Annotated in this window: 16 protein-coding genes; 9 read left to right on the top strand and 7 right to left on the bottom strand. The window is 63.9% G+C overall.

All coding sequences use genetic code 11. The features are described 5' to 3' along the window. Positions 1-15: 15 nt before the first annotated feature. Genes JQ587_RS29325 through JQ587_RS29315 form a run of 3 tightly spaced genes read left to right on the top strand, consistent with a single transcriptional unit; the run spans position 16 to position 3,300 of the window. A complete protein-coding gene (locus JQ587_RS29325; protein ID WP_212427660.1) occupies positions 16-1,068 on the top strand; it encodes an Ldh family oxidoreductase in 1,053 nt (350 codons plus the stop codon). 21 nt (positions 1,069-1,089) lie between these two features. Then, complete coding sequence (locus tag JQ587_RS29320; RefSeq protein ID WP_212427659.1) at positions 1,090-2,457, top strand: LLM class flavin-dependent oxidoreductase; 1,368 nt, start codon at positions 1,090-1,092, stop codon at positions 2,455-2,457. A gap of 15 nt (positions 2,458-2,472) precedes the next feature. Beyond that, on the top strand, positions 2,473-3,300 hold the full coding sequence (locus JQ587_RS29315; RefSeq protein ID WP_212427658.1) for a fumarylacetoacetate hydrolase family protein: 828 nt from the start codon (positions 2,473-2,475) through the stop codon (positions 3,298-3,300). On the opposite strand, the gene JQ587_RS29310 is transcribed toward JQ587_RS29315, so the two are convergent. After that, entirely contained in the window at positions 3,260-4,180 is a 921-nt protein-coding gene (locus JQ587_RS29310; protein ID WP_212427657.1) for a LysR family transcriptional regulator, read from the bottom strand. The two genes, JQ587_RS29315 and JQ587_RS29310, sit on opposite strands and share 41 nt — an antisense overlap. A gap of 88 nt (positions 4,181-4,268) precedes the next feature. On the opposite strand from JQ587_RS29310, the gene JQ587_RS29305 reads away from it, so the two are divergent. Continuing rightward, a complete protein-coding gene (locus JQ587_RS29305; RefSeq protein ID WP_249154581.1) occupies positions 4,269-4,676 on the top strand; it encodes a hypothetical protein in 408 nt (135 codons plus the stop codon). 53 nt (positions 4,677-4,729) lie between these two features. Then, entirely contained in the window at positions 4,730-5,233 is a 504-nt protein-coding gene (locus JQ587_RS29300; protein ID WP_212427656.1) for a DUF8737 domain-containing protein, read from the top strand. 178 nt (positions 5,234-5,411) lie between these two features. On the opposite strand, the gene JQ587_RS29295 is transcribed toward JQ587_RS29300, so the two are convergent. Further along, positions 5,412-5,867 (bottom strand): Lrp/AsnC family transcriptional regulator, encoded by a 456-nt coding sequence (locus tag JQ587_RS29295; RefSeq protein ID WP_212297184.1) that lies wholly within the window; start codon positions 5,865-5,867, stop codon positions 5,412-5,414. A gap of 153 nt (positions 5,868-6,020) precedes the next feature. Between JQ587_RS29295 and JQ587_RS29290 the strand changes: the two genes are divergently transcribed. Beyond that, a complete protein-coding gene (locus tag JQ587_RS29290) occupies positions 6,021-9,470 on the top strand; it encodes an indolepyruvate ferredoxin oxidoreductase family protein (protein WP_212427655.1) in 3,450 nt (1,149 codons plus the stop codon). A 62-nt stretch (positions 9,471-9,532) separates the two neighbouring features. Here JQ587_RS29290 and JQ587_RS29285 read toward each other — a convergent pair whose 3' ends face one another. After that, positions 9,533-10,441, bottom strand: coding sequence for a LysR family transcriptional regulator (locus JQ587_RS29285; protein WP_212427654.1), 909 nt, complete (start codon positions 10,439-10,441; stop codon positions 9,533-9,535). 140 nt (positions 10,442-10,581) lie between these two features. On the opposite strand from JQ587_RS29285, the gene JQ587_RS29280 reads away from it, so the two are divergent. From JQ587_RS29280 to JQ587_RS29270, 3 genes are all read left to right on the top strand, one after another. Beyond that, complete coding sequence (locus tag JQ587_RS29280) at positions 10,582-11,733, top strand: HlyD family secretion protein (protein ID WP_212297187.1); 1,152 nt, start codon at positions 10,582-10,584, stop codon at positions 11,731-11,733. 114 nt (positions 11,734-11,847) lie between these two features. Then, the gene (locus JQ587_RS29275; RefSeq protein ID WP_212427653.1) at positions 11,848-13,467 is read left to right on the top strand and encodes an MDR family MFS transporter; all 1,620 of its coding nucleotides are present in this window, start codon (positions 11,848-11,850) and stop codon (positions 13,465-13,467) included. Positions 13,468-13,496: 29 nt separating this feature from the next. Continuing rightward, positions 13,497-13,958 (top strand): carboxymuconolactone decarboxylase family protein, encoded by a 462-nt coding sequence (locus JQ587_RS29270; protein ID WP_007615070.1) that lies wholly within the window; start codon positions 13,497-13,499, stop codon positions 13,956-13,958. A 201-nt stretch (positions 13,959-14,159) separates the two neighbouring features. Here JQ587_RS29270 and JQ587_RS29265 read toward each other — a convergent pair whose 3' ends face one another. The 4 genes from JQ587_RS29265 to JQ587_RS29250 form a co-directional block, all read right to left on the bottom strand. Beyond that, entirely contained in the window at positions 14,160-15,020 is an 861-nt protein-coding gene (locus JQ587_RS29265; RefSeq protein WP_212427652.1) for a D-amino-acid transaminase, read from the bottom strand. A gap of 181 nt (positions 15,021-15,201) precedes the next feature. Further along, positions 15,202-15,933 (bottom strand): amino acid ABC transporter ATP-binding protein, encoded by a 732-nt coding sequence (locus JQ587_RS29260; RefSeq protein ID WP_212297191.1) that lies wholly within the window; start codon positions 15,931-15,933, stop codon positions 15,202-15,204. Positions 15,934-15,945: 12 nt separating this feature from the next. Further along, positions 15,946-16,638: an amino acid ABC transporter permease gene (locus JQ587_RS29255; RefSeq protein WP_212297192.1), complete on the bottom strand. Its 693-nt coding sequence runs from the start codon at positions 16,636-16,638 to the stop codon at positions 15,946-15,948. A gap of 4 nt (positions 16,639-16,642) precedes the next feature. Next, positions 16,643-17,374 carry an amino acid ABC transporter permease gene (locus JQ587_RS29250; protein ID WP_212427651.1) on the bottom strand — a complete coding sequence of 244 codons (732 nt, stop codon included), beginning with the start codon at positions 17,372-17,374 and terminating at the stop codon, positions 16,643-16,645. Positions 17,375-17,421: the final 47 nt, after the last annotated feature.

The following is a 17,421-nucleotide window of genomic DNA, read 5'->3' as shown; positions in this document are numbered from 1 at the left end:
AGCCGAGGGAACGCCATGCCCATCGTCAAGGCCGATCGCCTTACGCTCGTCAGCGCTGCGCTGCTCCGCGCGGCCGGCGCCTCCGAGGAAGAAGCCGACGCTGTCGCGGTCGGCTGCGTCAACGCCAATCTCGCCGGCCATGACTCCCACGGCGTCATCGCGGTTCCGACCTATATCGACCGTATCAAGGCCGGGCACATCGTCCCCGGCGCCAAATGGACCATCGTCCAGGAATCGCCGACCACGACCGTGATCGACGGCCATTGGGGTTTTGGCTTCCACGTCAACGCCAAGGCGATGGCGCTGACGATCGAAAAGGCCAGGACGGCAAACGTCGCCGCCTGCACCGTGTTCCGGCAGAGCCATGTCGGCCGCCTCGCCGCCTATCCGCTGATGGCGATGCGCGAAGGCATGATCGGGATTGCCACCGCGGATTCCGGCCGGTCGCCGAAGCACGTCGCGCCGTTCGGCGGCAAGGAGGCGCGGCTCGGCACCAACCCGATCTCGATCGCGGTGCCGTCGGATCTCGAGGCGCCGTTCTACCTGGACATGGCGACCTCGGCGGTCGCGGCCGGCAAGATCCAGCTCGCGGTCGCTCGCGGCGAGGAGATTCCGACGGGGTGGATCATCGATGCCGACGGGCGGCACACCACCGATCCCACTCAATTTCGCAAGGGCGGCGCGCTGCTGCCGCTCGGCGGCACCGAGGGCTACAAGGGCAGCGGTCTCGCCGCCATGGTCGAGGTGCTCTGTGGCCTGCTCACGGGTCTCGGCTTCGGCGTCGAGCCGACGGGGCGGCACAATGACGGATGCTTCATGGCGGTGTTCAACGTGGCCGCATTCCGTCCGCTGAAGGAGTTCAAGCACGAGGTCGCGGAGTTCGCGCAGTACCTGAAATCGACGCCGCCCTCGGAGGGCAGCAAAGGCGTCTACTATCCCGGCGAGATCGAGGGCGTGCGCGAGCGACAGCGCCTGCGCGACGGCATCGAGGTCGAGGATGCGACCTGGGAGAAGCTGCGCGCACTGGCGCGCGAATACAGGCTCGACACCGTCCTCGATCTGAGCTGAGGCAATCCGGAGAACAGCAGCATGAATCGGCAGATGGTCCTGGTCGGCTTCCTTCAGGCGCAGAACTGCACGAACTTGCCTAGCTCCTGGCGGCATCCGGACTCGCGCAGCGATTCGATGTCGGCGGACTATTACCAGGAGATCGCGAAAATCCTCGAAGCCGGCAAATTCCACATGGCCTTCTTCGACGATCGCCTCGCGATGCCGGACCGCTACGGCAACGACCATGCCCACACCGTCGAATACGGCATCCGCTGCGTGAAGATGGATCCGCTGATCGTGCTGACCACGATGGGCATGGTCACCGACAAGCTTGGCCTCGGCGCAACCTGCTCGACCACCTATTACGAGCCCTTCGATGTCGCCCGCCGCTTCGCGACGCTCGACCTGATGTCGGGCGGGCGTGCGGGCTGGAACGTCGTGACATCGCTCAACGACGGCGAGGCGCTCAACATGGGGCGCGACTCCCATCCCGAACACGATTCCCGCTACGACAAGGCCGACGAGTTCATGGAGGTCGTGCTTGGCCATTGGGACACCTGGGAAGACGGCGCACTCATCATGGACAAAAAGAGCGGGCGCTTTGCCGATCCGGCCAAGGTGAAGCGGCTCGATCACAAGGGACCCGCTTTCAAGTCGCGCGGCCCGTTCACCGTGCCGCGCTCTGACCAGGGCCACCCCGTCATCATCCAGGCCGGCGCATCCGGCCGCGGCCAGCGCTTTGCGGGCCGATGGGGCGAGGTCATCTTCACCGCCGCGCGCAACCTCGCCGCGGCCAAAGAGGGCTATGCGGCCGTGCGCAACGAGGCCGCAAAGGCCGGCCGCGATCCCGAACAGATGTTTCTGTGCAATCTGACGACGCCGGTCTGCGCCGCGACGAAGGCGGAAGCCGAGGACAAGATGGCCCTGATCAACAAGCTTCCGCTCGAAATCGACGCGCTGTCATTGCTCGCCGAGGCACTCAATTACGACTTCGCGTCCAAGGATCTCGACGAACCGCTGACGACGGACGACCTGAAGAGCATGCAGGGCATTCTCGGCATCCGCGACGGCGTGCTGAAGACTTCAGGCAACAGCAATCCGAGCGCGCGCGACTTCGTCACCTTCTCCGGCCGCGGCCAGGTGCACGACGCCATGGTCGGCGGGCCCAAGGAAATTGCGGACAAGCTGGAGGAAATGTTCGTCGAGCGCGGCTGCGACGGCTTTGTCATCGCCGCGACTTACGTGCCGGGCTCCTACGCCGATTTCGTGCAGCATGTCGTGCCGGAACTGCAGCGGCGTGGGCTGTTCCAGAGAGACTATCGCGGCAAGACGCTGCGGGACAATCTCGGCTTGAGCCGACCTGCCGCCGGTGCATGGAAGGTGCAGCCGCGCGACGCCGCGGAATAGCAACGAGGACAGACCATGCGCTGGCTGAAATTCACCGCCTCCGGCAAAACCTCCTGGGGCCTCGTCGAAGGCGACCAGGTCATCGCGGTCGACGGCGACCCCTTCAGCGAATGGCGGCGAACCCCGCGCATGCATCCGCTGGCCCAGGTCAAGATCGAGCTGCCGTTGATCCCGCGCACCTTCTATTGCGTCGGCCTGAACTATCTGAAGCACCTGAAGGAAGCCGCCGACAAGCGCGGCGAGGTGCCGGCCGTGCCTGACAGGCCCGAGATCGGCTACCGCGCCCAGAATGCGCTGATCGCGCATGACGAGGATGTCGTGATGCCGTCCTTCGCAACCGAGAAAATCCACTACGAGGGCGAGCTCGTCGTCGTCATCGGCAAGAAGGTGAAGCACCTCACCGCAGCGAACGCGATGGACTGCGTGTTCGGCTACACCATCGGCAACGACGTCAGCGAGCGCTCCTGGCAGAAGGTCGATCGCAGCCTGTGGCGCTCGAAGAACGCGGACACATTCAAGCCGATGGGCCCGTGGATCGAGACCGAGGCCGATCTCACCAGGATGGAAACCATCGTGCGGGTGAACGGCAGGGAGACCAACCGCTTCGCTACCGGCGACATGATCTTTGGCGTGGTGCCGTTCCTGGTCGAGCTGACCAAGTACTTTACGCTGTGGCCGGGCGACGTGATCTGGATGGGCACGGACGGGGCGTCACCCGACATCAGGCACGGCGACGTCGTGGAGATTGAGATTACCGGCGTCGGAACATTGCGGAACAGGTTTGTGCGGGAGGGGCAGTCGGTCAGCTCGAGCCGGCCGACCGGCTCTTCACATGGTCGATGAAGGCGCGCAGCTTCGGCATGATTTGCCGATGGCTGGGATAGTAGAGAAACACACCCGGGGTCATCTGCGAAAATTGCTCCAGCACACGGACGAGCTTTCCCGCCGCGATGGCGCCGGTAGCCAATGGTGCGGGCACTTGCGCAAGACCGACACCTTCGATCGCGGCTCCCAGCATCGTCGGAAAATCGTAGGCAATGAACGGGCCCGACACCGCAATCTCGATCGAACGGCCGTTATCCGTAAGCATCCATGATGCAAGCGCGCCGTTCGAGCGCCGCAATCGCAAGCAGGCGTGGGCGCGCAGATCGTCCGGATGCTCGGGCCGGCCGGCCCGGTCAAGGTAAGCGGGACTGCCGACGACGATGAGCGGTAGCGGCTTGGTCAACCGCACCGCAATCATGTCGGGGGTGATGAACTGGCCCATTCTGATGCCGGCATCAAAGCCGCCGGCCGCGAGATCGACAAGTTCCTCCGTTGCGGCAAGCTCGACCTCGATCTCCGGATAGGCCTGGCAGAACGAGGCGATCAGCGGCTCGAGCAGGATCGGAACGACGGAGCGCGGGACGGTCAGGCGCAGCAGCCCGGCCGGCCGCTGACCGAGCTCGCGCGCAGCGCCGCTTGCTGCGACGAGCTCCTCAAAGGCCGGTCTTGCGCGCGCAAAAAATCTCTCGCCGGCTTCCGTCAGACCAACGCTACGGGTGGTGCGGATGAAGAGCGCAGCCCCGACACGCGCTTCGAGTGCCCGGACCGCCTGACTGATCGCCGAGGGCGTGACTCCAAGTTCAGCGGCCGCCCGCCGGAAGCTGCGGTGCTGAGCGACGCCGAGAAACGCCTCGACACCGTCGAGCGCTCCCTGCCTGACTGTGAAGTTCTGCTTCATAGCCTGTCAACATTATCGCGAATAGTCGCTCGTGGAAAGACGACCTACATCCGGACTGCACACGAACCGCACCGGAAAACCGAAACCGATGAAGGCAATCCGCAACGCCGTCCTGACACTCGCCCTCACATTGACAGGTGTTACCGCCATGACCGAACCATTCGCTGCCCAAGCACAAGCACAAGCGCTGTCGCCCACGACCATCGGAGTGATGGTCATCCTCACCGTCAAGGCGGGCATTACACGCGAGCGGATCATGGCTGTCGTGCCTGATGAAATCAGGCAGACCGTCCAGCTCTACCTCACTGGAAAAGTCCGTGAATGGTATTCGCGATCAGACGGGCGCGGCGCTGTCTTTCTGCTCGATGCGAGGGATGATGCCGAAGCGCACGCGATCATGGATGCACTGCCGCTCGCCAGGCAGGATCTGATCGACCACGAATACATCGCGGTCGGCCCGCTCATGCCACTTCGTCTGCTCATGGCGAAACCTTGACCGGCCGCTGCCTCGCCCCCCGACCTGACGCACAATTACACGGAGATCCGAACGTGCCACCGGGCTTCAACCTTCCATTCGTCCTCAGTGTTGCCGGCGCCTTGCTGACAAGCGCGGTGGTGGCCTCCATCTACGTTTGGCCCTTTGTCCGTGCGATGCCGCGCCATGATGCGCTGAGACTTCTCGCAGCCTTCCATGCGTTCCGTTTCCTGGGTATGAACTTCATGGTCGCGGGGTTCGTCTCCCCGGAGTTGAGCCCGGATTTCGCCAGCGCGGTCGGATGGGGAGACGTCATCGCCGCCACTCTCGCGCTCATCTCAATGGCGGCGCTCTCCCGGCGATGGTCGATCGCCGTTCCGACGGTCTGGATCTTCAACGTCTGGGGTACGCTCGATCTCCTGAATGCGTATTACGTCGGCGCGACAAAGATTCAGAATCCCGGCCTGTTCGGCGCCGGCATTTATATCCCGGCCCTTTACGTGCCGCTGTTGCTGGTCAGCCACGTCCTTGTCTTCATGCTTCTGCTGAGGCCCGGATCGGAAGCACAGAGATCGTGACGCAACAAGCGGGCCTGCGCTGCATCCCGCCGGCTCGGTGTCCTAGGGTGGCAAAGCGACTTGTCCGCCGTAGCTCGCAGGGCGAAGGCGGAAGCGTGCCCACGATCTGTCGCCATCATTGATGGATCGTGGGCACGGTGCTACCCGCCTTTGCCCATCCTACAGCACTTCCCGTATCTCAAAACGGCAGTGCCACGCCGGTCTTGATTTCTTTCAGCACCACATTGCTGCGAACGTAGCGGATACCGGGAATGCGGAACATGAACTCGTCGAGGAAGCGGTTATAGGCGGCCATGTCCTGCACGACGACGCGCAGATGATAATCGGCATCGCCCGTGGTCGCAAAACACTCCAGCACCTCGCGGCGCGTGGTGACGCGCGAGACGAACTCGTCGACGAATTTGGCGTCGTGCCGCTCCAGCGAGACATGGAGGATGGCGGACATCGCAAAGCCCGCCTGCTCGCGCGCGACCAGCGCCGCGTAGCCGCGGATGACGCCACTGTCCTCGAGCGCACGCACCCGGCGCCAGCAAGCGGAGGTCGACATGCCGACCTCGTCGGCCAGCTGCTGGTTGGTAGCGCGGCCGTCCTTCTGCAGATGGGTGAGAATCCGTGTGTCCTGATCTTCAATCATCGAAAGCCTCCAATACGATAGATTCTACCAAATTTTACCTCTCTCTGCAAAATCCTACCGAATTGCCCCTCCTACCGGGATAAATAGGTAAGACCTACCAGCCCTCCGGGCCTACCCTTCGCCTATTCGGCAGGATGACGCGCGAGGTCCGCCATGGACGCCATTCCGTCACTCGACGCCTACGAGCTCTCCGACCGCTACGAGCGCGAAGAGGGCCGCGTCTTCCTCACGGGAACGCAGGCGATTGTCCGCATCGCGCTCGACCAGGCGCGGCGCGATCGTGCGAGCGGCCTCAACACCGCGGGCTTCATCTCCGGCTATCGCGGCTCGCCACTCGGCGGCATCGATCTCGAGCTGTGGCGTATTCAGGAACGTCTCGCGCGGGACCACATCGAATTCCTTCCGGCAGTGAACGAAGACCTCGCGGCCACCGCCGTGCTCGGCTCGCAGCAGGTCGAGACGCAAGCCGATCGCGAGGTCGAAGGCGTGTTTGGCCTCTGGTACGGCAAAGGGCCCGGCATCGACCGCTCCGGCGATGCGCTCAAGCATGGCAATGCCTATGGCGCCTCGCCGCATGGCGGCGTGCTCGTGGTCGCCGGCGACGACCATGGCTGCGTGTCGTCATCGATGCCGCACCAGTCCGACGTCGCCTTCATGAGCTGGTTCATGCCGACGCTGCATCCCGCAAGCGTCGGCGAATATCTCGAATTCGGCGAGTATGGCTACGCGCTGAGCCGCTTCTCCGGCATGTGGGTCGGCTTCAAGGCGATCTCGGAGATCGTCGAGTCCGGCGCCTCCGTCGCGCTGCGCCCATCACGCAGCTTCCGCATGCCCGACTTCACGCCGCCGCCGGGGGGCCTGCACTACCGCTGGCCCGATCTGCCGGGTCCGCAGATCGAGGAGCGGCTGGAGGCGAAGAAGCACGCGGTCTACGCCTTTGCAAAGGCCAATCCGATCGATCGCCACATCTACGACATTGCCAACGCGACCTACGGCATCGTCACCACCGGCAAGGCGCATCTTGACCTGATAGAAGCATTGCGGCTGATGGGCCTCGATGAAGCCGCCTGCCGCAACATCGGCATCGACATCTACAAGGTCGGCATGGTCTGGCCGTTGGCGCTGCACGACGCCATGGATTTCGTGAAGGGCAAGCGTGAGATCCTCGTGGTCGAGGAGAAGCGCGGCATCATCGAGAGCCAGTTCAAGGAGTATTTCTACGACTATCCCGGCACCAAGCCCGAACGCATGGTCGGCAAGCACGACGAACGAGGGGCGCGGCTGATCTCCTGGACCGGTGAATTGTCGCCGCGAGGGTTGGCGTCCGTGTTGGCACGGCGGCTCGATCCGCTGTTTCCGGGGCTCAATCTTGCCGCACGCGCGGCCGCGCTGCTGCCCGAAGCCGCGCGCACGATCAACGTGTCAGGCGCGACGCGCACGCCTTATTTCTGCTCCGGCTGCCCGCACAACACCTCGACAAAGGTCCCGGAGGGATCGAAGGCGCTGGCCGGGATCGGCTGCCATTTCATGGCGAGTTGGATGGACCGCGAGACGTCCTCGCTGATCCAGATGGGCGGCGAAGGCGTCAATTGGGCGGCGTCGTCACGCTTTACCGGCCACAAGCACGTGTTCCAGAATCTGGGCGAAGGCACCTACTACCATTCCGGCTCGATGGCGATCCGGCAGGCGATCGCGGCCAAAGCCAACATCACCTACAAGATCCTGTTCAACGACGCCGTCGCCATGACCGGCGGCCAGCCGGTCGACGGTCCCGTGAGCGTGCAGGCCATTGCGCACAGTGTCCGCGCCGAGGGCGTGACCCGCATCGCGCTGGTGTCTGATGATCCCGAACAATTCTCACCTGCCGACCTGCCCGGCGGCGTCACCATCCATCCGCGCGAGGAAATGGACGCCGTGCAGCGCGAGCTGCGCGACGTCTCCGGCGTCTCGGTGCTCATCTATCAGCAGACTTGTGCGACGGAGAAACGGCGTCGGCGCAAGCGCGGACAGATGACCGATCCCAAACGCTTTGCCTACATCAACGACCTCGTCTGCGAAGGCTGCGGCGACTGCTCGGTCGAGTCCAATTGCCTTAGCGTCGAACCGAAGGAGACGCCGTTCGGCCGCAAGCGCCGGATCAATCTCTCGGCCTGCAACAAGGACTTTTCCTGCCTCAACGGGTTCTGCCCGAGCTTCGTCACCGTCGAAGGCGCGACGCGCCGAAGGAAGAGCGCAAGCGAAATCGACGCGATCGGCCGTGCCGCCACGCTTCCGCTCCCCGCCCCTGCAACGCTCGATCGGCCCTACGACCTGCTCGTGACCGGCGTCGGCGGCACCGGCGTAATCACGGTCGGCGCGCTGATCGGCATGGCCGCGCATCTGGAACGCCGCGGCGTCTCGGTGCTGGACTTTACCGGCTTTGCACAGAAGTTCGGCCCCGTGCTGAGCTACATCCGCCTGGCCGAGAGCCCTGAGGCGCTGCATCAGGTCCGCATCGACCAGGGGGCGGCCGACGCGCTGATCGGCTGCGACCTCGTCGTCAGTTCCTCACCAAAGGCGTCGGGTACCTATCGCCGCGGCACGCGCGCCGCAATCAATACCGCGGAGATGCCGACGGGCGACGTCGTCCGCTTCCGCGACGCCGACCTCGCTTCGCCTGCCCGCCTGCGCGCAATCCGGCAGGTCATCGGCGACGGCAATATCGACACGATGAACGCGAATGTGCTGGCCGAACGCCTGCTCGGCGACGCCGTCTATGCCAACATCATCATGCTGGGCTTTGCCTGGCAGCGCGGGCTGGTGCCGATCTCGCTGCAAGCGCTGCTGCGCGCGATCGAGCTGAACGGCGTCGCGGTCGAGCGCAACAAGCAGGCTTTTGCCTGGGGCCGGATCTCCGCTGCCGATCCTGACTTCTTACCAAAGACGGAGGCGGCGCCAAACGCCGAGACATTCGACCAGCTCATCGCCCGGCGTGCGGATTTCCTCACGGCCTACCAAGACGAAGCCTACGCGGCGCGCTATCGGGCGCTCGTCGCAACAGTCCGCGATGCCGAAGCCGTCCTCGACAGCGAGGCGCTGACCGAAACCGTCGCGCGCACACTGTTCAAGCTGATGGCCTACAAGGACGAATACGAGGTTGCGCGCCTGCACATGCAGAGTGGTTTCCTCGACGAACTGAAGCGGGAATTCGAAGACGGCTTCAGCATCAAATATCATCTGGCGCCACCATTCCTGCCGTCCAGCCACGACGCGCGCGGCCGGCCGCGCAAGCGCGCCTTCGGCCAGTGGATCCAGACGCCACTGGCCATGCTCGCGAGGTTGAAGCGGCTGCGCGGAACGCCGTTCGATCCGTTCGGCTATACCGCCGAACGGCGCACTGAGCGCGAGCTGATCGGCTGGTACGAGGGAGTGATCGCACAAATACTCGATCGGCTCGACACGGCTGATCTTTCCGATCTCGTCACCATCGCCAAAGCCCCGATGGAGATCCGCGGCTACGGCCCGGTAAAAGACGCCGCGATCGCGAAGGTGAGATCCCAAGTCGAGCGGCTGCTCGCCGGTCTGACGGCATCTGCGCCGGCAAAGATGCGCGCCGCCGGTTGACGTGACGTCACCGAGGTGTTCGGGCGGCTCTCTAATGGTTGCTACGACACCGTCGGCTGATCTCACGAATACGGATTGATCAGCCTCTGCTGCTCGGCGCTGTGATGCACGAGCATGTCGATGAAAGTCCTGACCTTGGCCGACAGATGATGACGATGCGGATAGACCGCGTTCATCGACATCTCGACCGGCCGATATTCCGGCAAGAGGCGCACCAGCCGGCCGGCATCGAGATCGTCGCCGACCAAAAATCCGGCCGCCAGACTGACGCCTGCTCCTTGCAATGCCGCCTCCCGCAGGGCTTCGCCGCTATTGGTGATGAGATTGCCCGAGACACGCACCGAGGCGGGCGTGCCCTTGCGATCGAAGAAGCGCCATTCGTCGAAGGGGTAGTTGATGTGGCGCACGCAATTGTGTCCGGCAAGTTCTTCAAGCGTCTGCACGCGTCCATGCGCCTCGATATAGGAATGCGAGCAGCACAGCACGTGCCGCCAGGTCGCAAGGCTCCGCACGATCAGGCTGGAGTCGGGCGGTGCGACCATGCGCAAGGCGAGATCAAAACCTTCTTCGATCAGGTCGACATTGGTCTCGCCCATGCGCAGGTCGACCTTGACCTCCGGATAGGTCGCGAGGAATTCGATCATCACAGGCGCGACGAACGGAACCATATGGGTGGCGGTGTGGATGCGCAGCGTGCCGCGCGGCGCCGATTGCAGCGCGCCGGCGATGTCGTCGGCCTGTTCGAGATCGGCGAGGATCTGGGTCGAGCGGTCGTAATAGGCCTTGCCGATTTCGGTGAGGCTCACCTTTCGCGTGGTGCGGTTGAGCAGCCGGACGCCGAGCCTGTCCTCCAGCGCCTGGACGTGGTTGCTCACCATGGTCGTCGACATGTTCAGACGGCGGGCGGCGGCGGAGAAACCACCGTTTTCGACCACGCGGACGAAGGCCGTGAGGCTGGTGAAGCGGTCCATGGCTTGGGACTCCGATTATCCGCCATTGCTGGATAATGCTTCCATCAATTCCGGGATTATCACAACTGCCGGGACAACGCATCTTGCAGACATCAAGAGCGCACTGTCCGAAACAGGCGCATGAAGATTCCGAGGGCGCCATGTCGAACGCGACTTATACCGCTGAAACCACTGATAAAATCCGCCTGAGGCCGTCCCGTCGGGCGATCAAGCGAGCGGCCCTCGGGCTGGCGCTGGCTCTCGGCGTCGCGGTCGCGGGCGACTTTGGCTACGATTACCTGACGACCGGCCGTTATCTGGAATCGACCGATGACGCCTATGTTAAGGCCGACTCCACCATCATCGCCCCAAAAGTGTCGGGCTACATCGCAAAGGTGCTGGTCGGTGACAACGAGAAGGTGAGAGCGGGCCAGGTGCTGGCCAGGATCGACGACCGCGATTTCAAGGCCGCGCTCGGCCAGGCCCGCGCCGACGTCGCCGCAGCCGAAGCCTCGGTTCGCAATCTCGATGCCCAGCTCGAACTGCAACAGCCGATCATCGAGCAAAGCACCGCCGACGTCACGGCGGCCGACGCCAATCTGAAATTCGCGCAGGAAGAGCGCGCCCGCTACGACGATCTCATGAAGTCAGGCTCCGGCACGATCCAGCGGGCGCAGCAGACCGACGCGACGCTCCGCGCCAGCAACGCGCAATTGCAGCATGCCAAGTCGGGCCTCGTGGCGGCGCAGCGCAAGGTCGACGTGCTGACGACGCAGCGGGCGCAGGCGACGGCGCAGCTCGATCGCGCTCGCGCCGTCGCGGACCAGGCTGAGCTGAACCTGTCCTATACCGAGATCACCGCGCCTGTCGACGGCACGGTCGGCGCCCGCAGCTTGCGCGTTGGCCAGTTCGTGCAGGCCGGCACGCAATTGATGGCTGTGGTGCCGCTCGATGCGGTCTATGTGGTCGCGAACTTCAAGGAGACCCAGCTCACGCATGTGCGCGCGGGTCAGCCGGTCGAGCTGCATGTCGACAGTTTTCGCAATCGCACGCTGCATGGTCATGTCGACAGCCTTTCGCCGGCGAGCGGACTTGAATTCGCGCTGCTGCCGCCGGACAATGCCACCGGCAACTTCACCAAGATCGTGCAGCGCGTGCCGGTGAAGATCGTGCTCGACGATCACAGCCTCACTGGGCTGCTGCGGCCCGGCATGTCGGCAGTTCCGACCGTCGACACCAAGGCAACTGTGCTGGCCGAACGTGAGAGCACCAAGCGCGTCGCCGACAACGCGCCGCGCGCGAATGGCGGCTGACCCGGAAGGCCGGCAGAATTATCAAGTCCTGCCGGACGATCCTTCCCAGACTTCCGCGATTATCGAAACGATCCGCCTAACGCATCCTGTCTCCGTCAACGAGACGAGGCTTCCATGAGCACGCTCCAAACGACCCTCAACGCTGCGTCCACCGCCGATCTCCCCGCCCCGGCCGCTGCGCCGGCGACCCCGGCGGTCTCCGCCAAGACCTGGATCGCCGTGATCGGCGCCACGCTCGGTGCGTTCATGGCGGTGCTAAACATCCAGATCGTCAACGCTTCGCTGGCCGACATCCAGGGCGCGATCGGCGCCGGCATCGACGACGGCGGCTGGATCTCGACCTCCTATCTGATCGCCGAGATCGTCGTGATCCCGCTCTCCGGCTGGCTCGCGCAGGTGTTCTCGATCCGGATCTATTTGCTGACCAACGCGATCCTGTTCCTGTTGCTGTCGGCGGCCTGCGCGCTGGCGCAGGACCTGCCGCAGATGATCGTGCTGCGTGCGGTGCAAGGCTTTACCGGCGGCGTGCTGATCCCGATGGCCTTCACGCTGATCATCACGCTGCTGCCGCGTGCCAAGCAGCCCGTCGGCCTTGCGCTATTCGCGCTGTCGGCGACGTTCGCGCCGGCGATCGGCCCGACCATCGGCGGCTATCTCACCGAGAATCTCGGCTGGCAGTACATCTTCTACGTCAACCTCGTACCGGGCGCGGTCATGGTCGGCATGCTCTGGTATGCGCTCGACGCCAGGCCGATGAAGCTGTCGCTGCTGCGCGACGGCGACTGGGCCGGCATCATCACCATGGCGATCGGCCTCTCCGCACTGCAGACCGTGCTGGAGGAAGGCAACAAGGACGACTGGTTCGGCTCGCCCTTCATCGTCAAGCTCAGCGTGATCGCAGCGGTGGCGCTGACCGCGTTCCTGATCATCGAGCTCACCGTGAAGAAGCCGCTCTTGAACCTGCGCCTGCTGGTCCGCCGCAATTTCGGCTTCGGCATGCTCGCGAACTTCCTGCTCGGCATCGCGTTGTACGGTTCGGTGTTCATCCTGCCGCAATATCTGTCGCGCATCCAGGGTTACAACGCCGAACAGATCGGCACCGTGCTGGCCTGGACCGGCCTGCCGCAGCTGATGCTGATCCCGCTGGTGCCGCGCCTGATGCAGAGATTCGACGCGCGGATCATCATCGGTATCGGCTTCGTGCTGTTCGCCGGCTCGAACTTCATGAACATCTTCATGACCAACGACTACGCCGCCGACCAGCTGTTGTGGCCCAATGTCGTTCGCGCCATCGGCCAGGCGCTGGTGATGGCGCCGCTATCGGCGGTCGCGACATCAGGCATCGAGCCGGAGAATGCGGGCTCGGCCTCCGGCCTGTTCAACATGATGCGCAATCTCGGCGGCGCCGTCGGCATCGCGTTGCTCCAGACCGTGCTGACCAAGCGCGAGCAGTATCACTCCAACGTGCTGATGCAGTCGGTCTCGGTGTTCGAGCAGGCCACCCGCACGCGACTGGAACAACTCACGCAGTATTTCATCAATCACGGCGTGCTCGACCGTGCGGACGCCGCGCATCGTGCCTATGTCGCGATCAGTCATACCGTGCAGAAGCAGGCTTACATCCTCGCCTTCAGCGACACCTTCTATCTGCTCGGCATGGCGCTGATCGTGGCCCTGATTGCCGTATTCTTCCTGAAGAAGCCCGGCCAAACGTCGGCCGGCGGAGCCCATTGAGATCAACCCCGCAAGCAAGGAGAACGACCATGAAGCCCCGCATGAATTTCTACCAGGCCGCCCCCGACACGATGAAGGCGCTGATGGCGCTGGAGGAGCAGATCCAGTCGACGGGATTGGAGAAATCGCTGATCGAGCTCGTCAAGATCCGGGCCTCGCAGATCAACGGCTGCGCCTTCTGCATCAACATGCACACCGAAGACGCGCGCAAGCGTGGCGAGACCGAGCAGCGCATCTACCTGCTCAATGCCTGGCGCGAGTCGCCGCTCTACACCGACCGCGAGCGCGCCGCGCTGGCCTGGACGGAATCGGTGACGCTGATTTCCGAGACCCACGCGCCCGACGATGTCTACGAGCAGGTCCGCGCGCAGTTCTCCGATGCAGAGACGGTGAACCTGACCATGCTGATCGGCGCCATCAACGCCTGGAACAGGATCGCGATCGCGTTCCGCGCGGTGCATCCGGTGAAGGTCAAGGCGTCGGTGGCGTGAGGAGCGCGGCAGCGGCGTGATGCGCACAACATCGCCTCCACATTCGCAGCTGTCATGCCCCGGCTTGACCGGGGCATCCAGGGCGGGTTCAACAACAAACGTCTCTGGGATACTGGATCGCCCGACTTGAGCCGGGCGATGACAGCGAGAGAGGACGTGGGTGCGCTTCGCTTTGCCCCCTAGGATAGCAGAGTGTGCCGCCTAGACCGCCGTCGCCCTGGCGAACTCCACGTAGATCTCGCGCAGCCGCGCAGCCATCGGACCGGGCTTGCCGTCACCGATCTTCTTACCGTCGATGGCGATTACCGGCTGCACGAACAGCGAGGCCGAGGTGGCGAAGGCTTCCTTCGCCGCGAGCGCCTCTTCCACGGTGAAGGAACGCTCCTCGACGCGGAGCTGGCGCTCTTCGGCGAGTGCGACCACGGCCTTGCGGGTACAACCCGGCAGGATCGCGTTTGAGTTCTGGCGGGTGACGATCACATCGTCCTTGGTGAGGATGAAGGCCGTCGACGAGCCGCCTTCGGTGACGTAGCCGTCCTGCAGCATCCAGGCCTCGCCGGCACCGGCTTCCGCCGCAGCCTGCTTCGCCAGCACCTGCGCCAGCAGCGCCACGCTCTTGATGTCACGCCGGTCCCAGCGGATGTCGGGCACCGTGATGACGTTGATGCCGGTCTTGGCCGAGGCCGCGTTGATGATGTCCTTTTCGGAGGTGAACATCACCAGGCTCGGCCTGACGTCGTCCTTGGGAAAAGCGAAGTCGCGGCCCTTGTCGGCGCCGCGGGTGACCTGGAGATAGACGAGGCCGTTCGCGAGCTTGTTGCGGGCGATGAGCTCCTTCTGGATCTCGGTGATGCGCCCGACCGTCTCCGGCAACTTCAACTTGATCTCGCCGACCGAGCGCTCCAGCCGCGCCAGATGCGAGGCATTGTCGATGAGCTTGCCGTCGAGCACGGCCGAGACTTCGTAGATGCCGTCGGCAAACAGGAAGCCGCGGTCCAGCACCGAGATTTTCGCGTCCGAGAGCGGGACGAACGAGCCGTTGACGTAGGCGATCGAATCCAAGGCTGGTCTCCTGGCGGGAATGGGATTTATCCGTCCCTATACGGGATTTGCCCCGTCCGATAAACCCTCGATCCGTCATTCCGGGGCGGCGCGTAGCGACGAGCCCGGAATCCATAACCCCGGCTGGTGGTTATGGATTCCGGGCGTGGCCCTTCGGGCCATCCCGGAATGACGGCGGAGACTAATGCGACAAAATCTTCGACAAGAACTTCTGCGCGCGGTCGCTGCGGGGCTTGCCGAAGAAATCGTCCTTCGGGGCGTCCTCGACGATCTCGCCGCGATCCATGAAGATCACGCGGTTGGCGACCTTGCGGGCAAAGCCCATTTCGTGCGTGACGACCATCATGGTCATGCCTTCGCGGGCGAGATCGACCATGACGTCGAGCACCTCGCTCACCATCTCGGGATCGAGCGCCGAGGTCGGCTCGTCGAACAGCATCACGATCGGGTCCATCGCAAGCGCACGGGCGATGGCGACGCGCTGCTGCTGGCCGCCGGAAAGCTGCGCCGGAAATTTCTGCGCATGCTCCTTCAGGCCGACGCGCTCCAGAAGCTGCATGCCCTTCGTCAACGCCTTGTCGTGGGAACGGCCGAGCACCTTCTCCTGCGCGAGGCAGAGATTGTCGATGATCTTCAGATGCGGGAACAGCTCGAAGTGCTGGAACACCATGCCGACGCGCGAGCGCAGCTTCGGCAGATTGGTCTTGGGGTCGTTGACCTTGGTGCCATCGACCGAGATGTCGCCGCTCTGGAACGGCTCGAGTGCGTTGACGCATTTGATCAGGGTCGACTTGCCCGAGCCGGAAGGCCCGCAGACCACCACCACCTCACCCTTGGTGACGCTGGTGGTGCAGTCGGTCAGCACCTGGAAGGTCGGGGTGTACCATTTGTTGACGTGGCTGATTTCGATCATGACCGACTTGCTCTAGCGGATGATGGCGATGCGCGCCTGGAGGCGGCGAACGCCGAAGGACGCGATACAGGAAATGGTGAAGTAGACGATGGCGGCAAACAGGTACATTTCGACCAGACGGCCGTCGCGCTGCGCGACCTTGCTGGCGGCACCGAGGAAGTCCGTAATCGACAGCACGTAGACCAGCGAGGTGTCCTGGAACAGCACGATGGTTTGCGTAATCAGCACCGGCAGCATGTTACGGAACGCCTGCGGCAGCACGACGTATCGCATGCTCTGCGCGTAGGTCAGGCCGAGCGCGCTGGCGGCGGCCGGCTGTCCTCGCGAGATCGACTGGATGCCGGCGCGCATGATCTCGGAGAAGTAGGCCGCCTCGAACATGATGAAGGTAATGAGCGAGGAGGCGAACGCACCGACGCTGATCGGCCGCGAGGCTCCGGTCAGCCACTGCCCGATATAGGGCACCAGGAAGTAGAACCAGAAGATCACCAGCACCAGCGGCAGCGAGCGCATGAAGTCGACGTAGAGGCCGGCGATGCGCCCGAGGGTCTTGAGGCCGGAGAGCCGCATCAGCGCGAGCGCCGTGCCGAACACCAGACCGCCGAATGCAGCCAGCGCCGTCAGCATCACCGTGAAGCTCATGCCCTCGTAGAACAGATAGGGCAGCGCGCGGATGATGACGTCGAAATCGAAATTGCTGAACATGGCGCTATTTCCCCGTGATGTAGCCGGGGATCGCGACGTAGCGCTCGAGGAAGCGCATCGCGGTCACGACAACGGCGTTGACGAGGAGATAGAGCAGTGTTGCGGCGGTGAAGGCCTCGAACACCTGGAACGAGAATTCCTGCATCGAGCGCGCCTGGCCGGTCAGCTCCAGCAGGCCGATGGTGATCGCGACCGCGGTGTTCTTGATGGTGTTGAGGAACTCCGAGGTCAGCGGCGGCAGGATGATCCGGAACGCCATCGGCAGCAGCACGTAGCGATAGCCCTGCACCGTGGTCAGCCCCAGCGCAGTCGCGGCCATCTTCTGCCCGCGCGGCAGCGAGGAAATGCCGGCCTGCAATTGCACCGCGACGCGCGCCGACATGAAGAAGCCGATGCCGATCGCCGCCGTCCAGAACGGGGCATTCGGCAATTGCTTCAGCCACAGGCCGGCAGATTTCGGCAGCAACTCCGGCAGCACGAAGAACCACAGGAACAGCTGCACCAAGAGCGGCATGTTGCGGAAGAATTCGACGTAAGCGAAGCCGAACCAGTTCGCGCCTTTCGACTGCAGCGTGCGCATCACGCCGACGATCGAGCCGGAGATCAGCGCGATGACCCAGGCCAGCGCCGCGGTCTCGAGGGTCAGCACCAGTCCCGACAGTAGCATGTCGAGATAGGTGCCGGTCCCCATCGGGTTCGGCTGGAAAAAGATTCCCCAGTTCCAATTATAGTTCACGTGTCCCCCGCGCGAACGCGCCAGTCAGAGATGTCCTGGCGCTTATG

Origin of the sequence: Bradyrhizobium manausense, assembly GCF_018130615.1 — a bacterium.
Taxonomy (GTDB): domain Bacteria; phylum Pseudomonadota; class Alphaproteobacteria; order Rhizobiales; family Xanthobacteraceae; genus Bradyrhizobium; species Bradyrhizobium manausense_A.
The sequence above is the reverse complement of the archived record's forward strand: the minus strand, read 5'-3'. Positions and strand labels throughout refer to the sequence as shown.

What these genes read in the sequence shown, in the direction of transcription:
- JQ587_RS29325 (WP_212427660.1), top strand. Translation starts at nt 16, where the DNA reads ATGCCCATCGTCAAGGCCGATCGCCTTACGCTCGTCAGCGCTGCGCTG.
- JQ587_RS29320 (WP_212427659.1), top strand. Translation starts at nt 1,090, where the DNA reads ATGAATCGGCAGATGGTCCTGGTCGGCTTCCTTCAGGCGCAGAACTGC.
- JQ587_RS29315 (WP_212427658.1), top strand. Translation starts at nt 2,473, where the DNA reads ATGCGCTGGCTGAAATTCACCGCCTCCGGCAAAACCTCCTGGGGCCTC.
- JQ587_RS29310 (WP_212427657.1), bottom strand. Translation starts at nt 4,180, where the DNA reads ATGAAGCAGAACTTCACAGTCAGGCAGGGAGCGCTCGACGGTGTCGAG.
- JQ587_RS29305 (WP_249154581.1), top strand. Translation starts at nt 4,269, where the DNA reads ATGAAGGCAATCCGCAACGCCGTCCTGACACTCGCCCTCACATTGACA.
- JQ587_RS29295 (WP_212297184.1), bottom strand. Translation starts at nt 5,867, where the DNA reads ATGATTGAAGATCAGGACACACGGATTCTCACCCATCTGCAGAAGGAC.
- JQ587_RS29290 (WP_212427655.1), top strand. Translation starts at nt 6,021, where the DNA reads ATGGACGCCATTCCGTCACTCGACGCCTACGAGCTCTCCGACCGCTAC.
- JQ587_RS29285 (WP_212427654.1), bottom strand. Translation starts at nt 10,441, where the DNA reads ATGGACCGCTTCACCAGCCTCACGGCCTTCGTCCGCGTGGTCGAAAAC.
- JQ587_RS29280 (WP_212297187.1), top strand. Translation starts at nt 10,582, where the DNA reads ATGTCGAACGCGACTTATACCGCTGAAACCACTGATAAAATCCGCCTG.
- JQ587_RS29275 (WP_212427653.1), top strand. Translation starts at nt 11,848, where the DNA reads ATGAGCACGCTCCAAACGACCCTCAACGCTGCGTCCACCGCCGATCTC.
- JQ587_RS29270 (WP_007615070.1), top strand. Translation starts at nt 13,497, where the DNA reads ATGAAGCCCCGCATGAATTTCTACCAGGCCGCCCCCGACACGATGAAG.
- JQ587_RS29260 (WP_212297191.1), bottom strand. Translation starts at nt 15,933, where the DNA reads ATGATCGAAATCAGCCACGTCAACAAATGGTACACCCCGACCTTCCAG.
- JQ587_RS29255 (WP_212297192.1), bottom strand. Translation starts at nt 16,638, where the DNA reads ATGTTCAGCAATTTCGATTTCGACGTCATCATCCGCGCGCTGCCCTAT.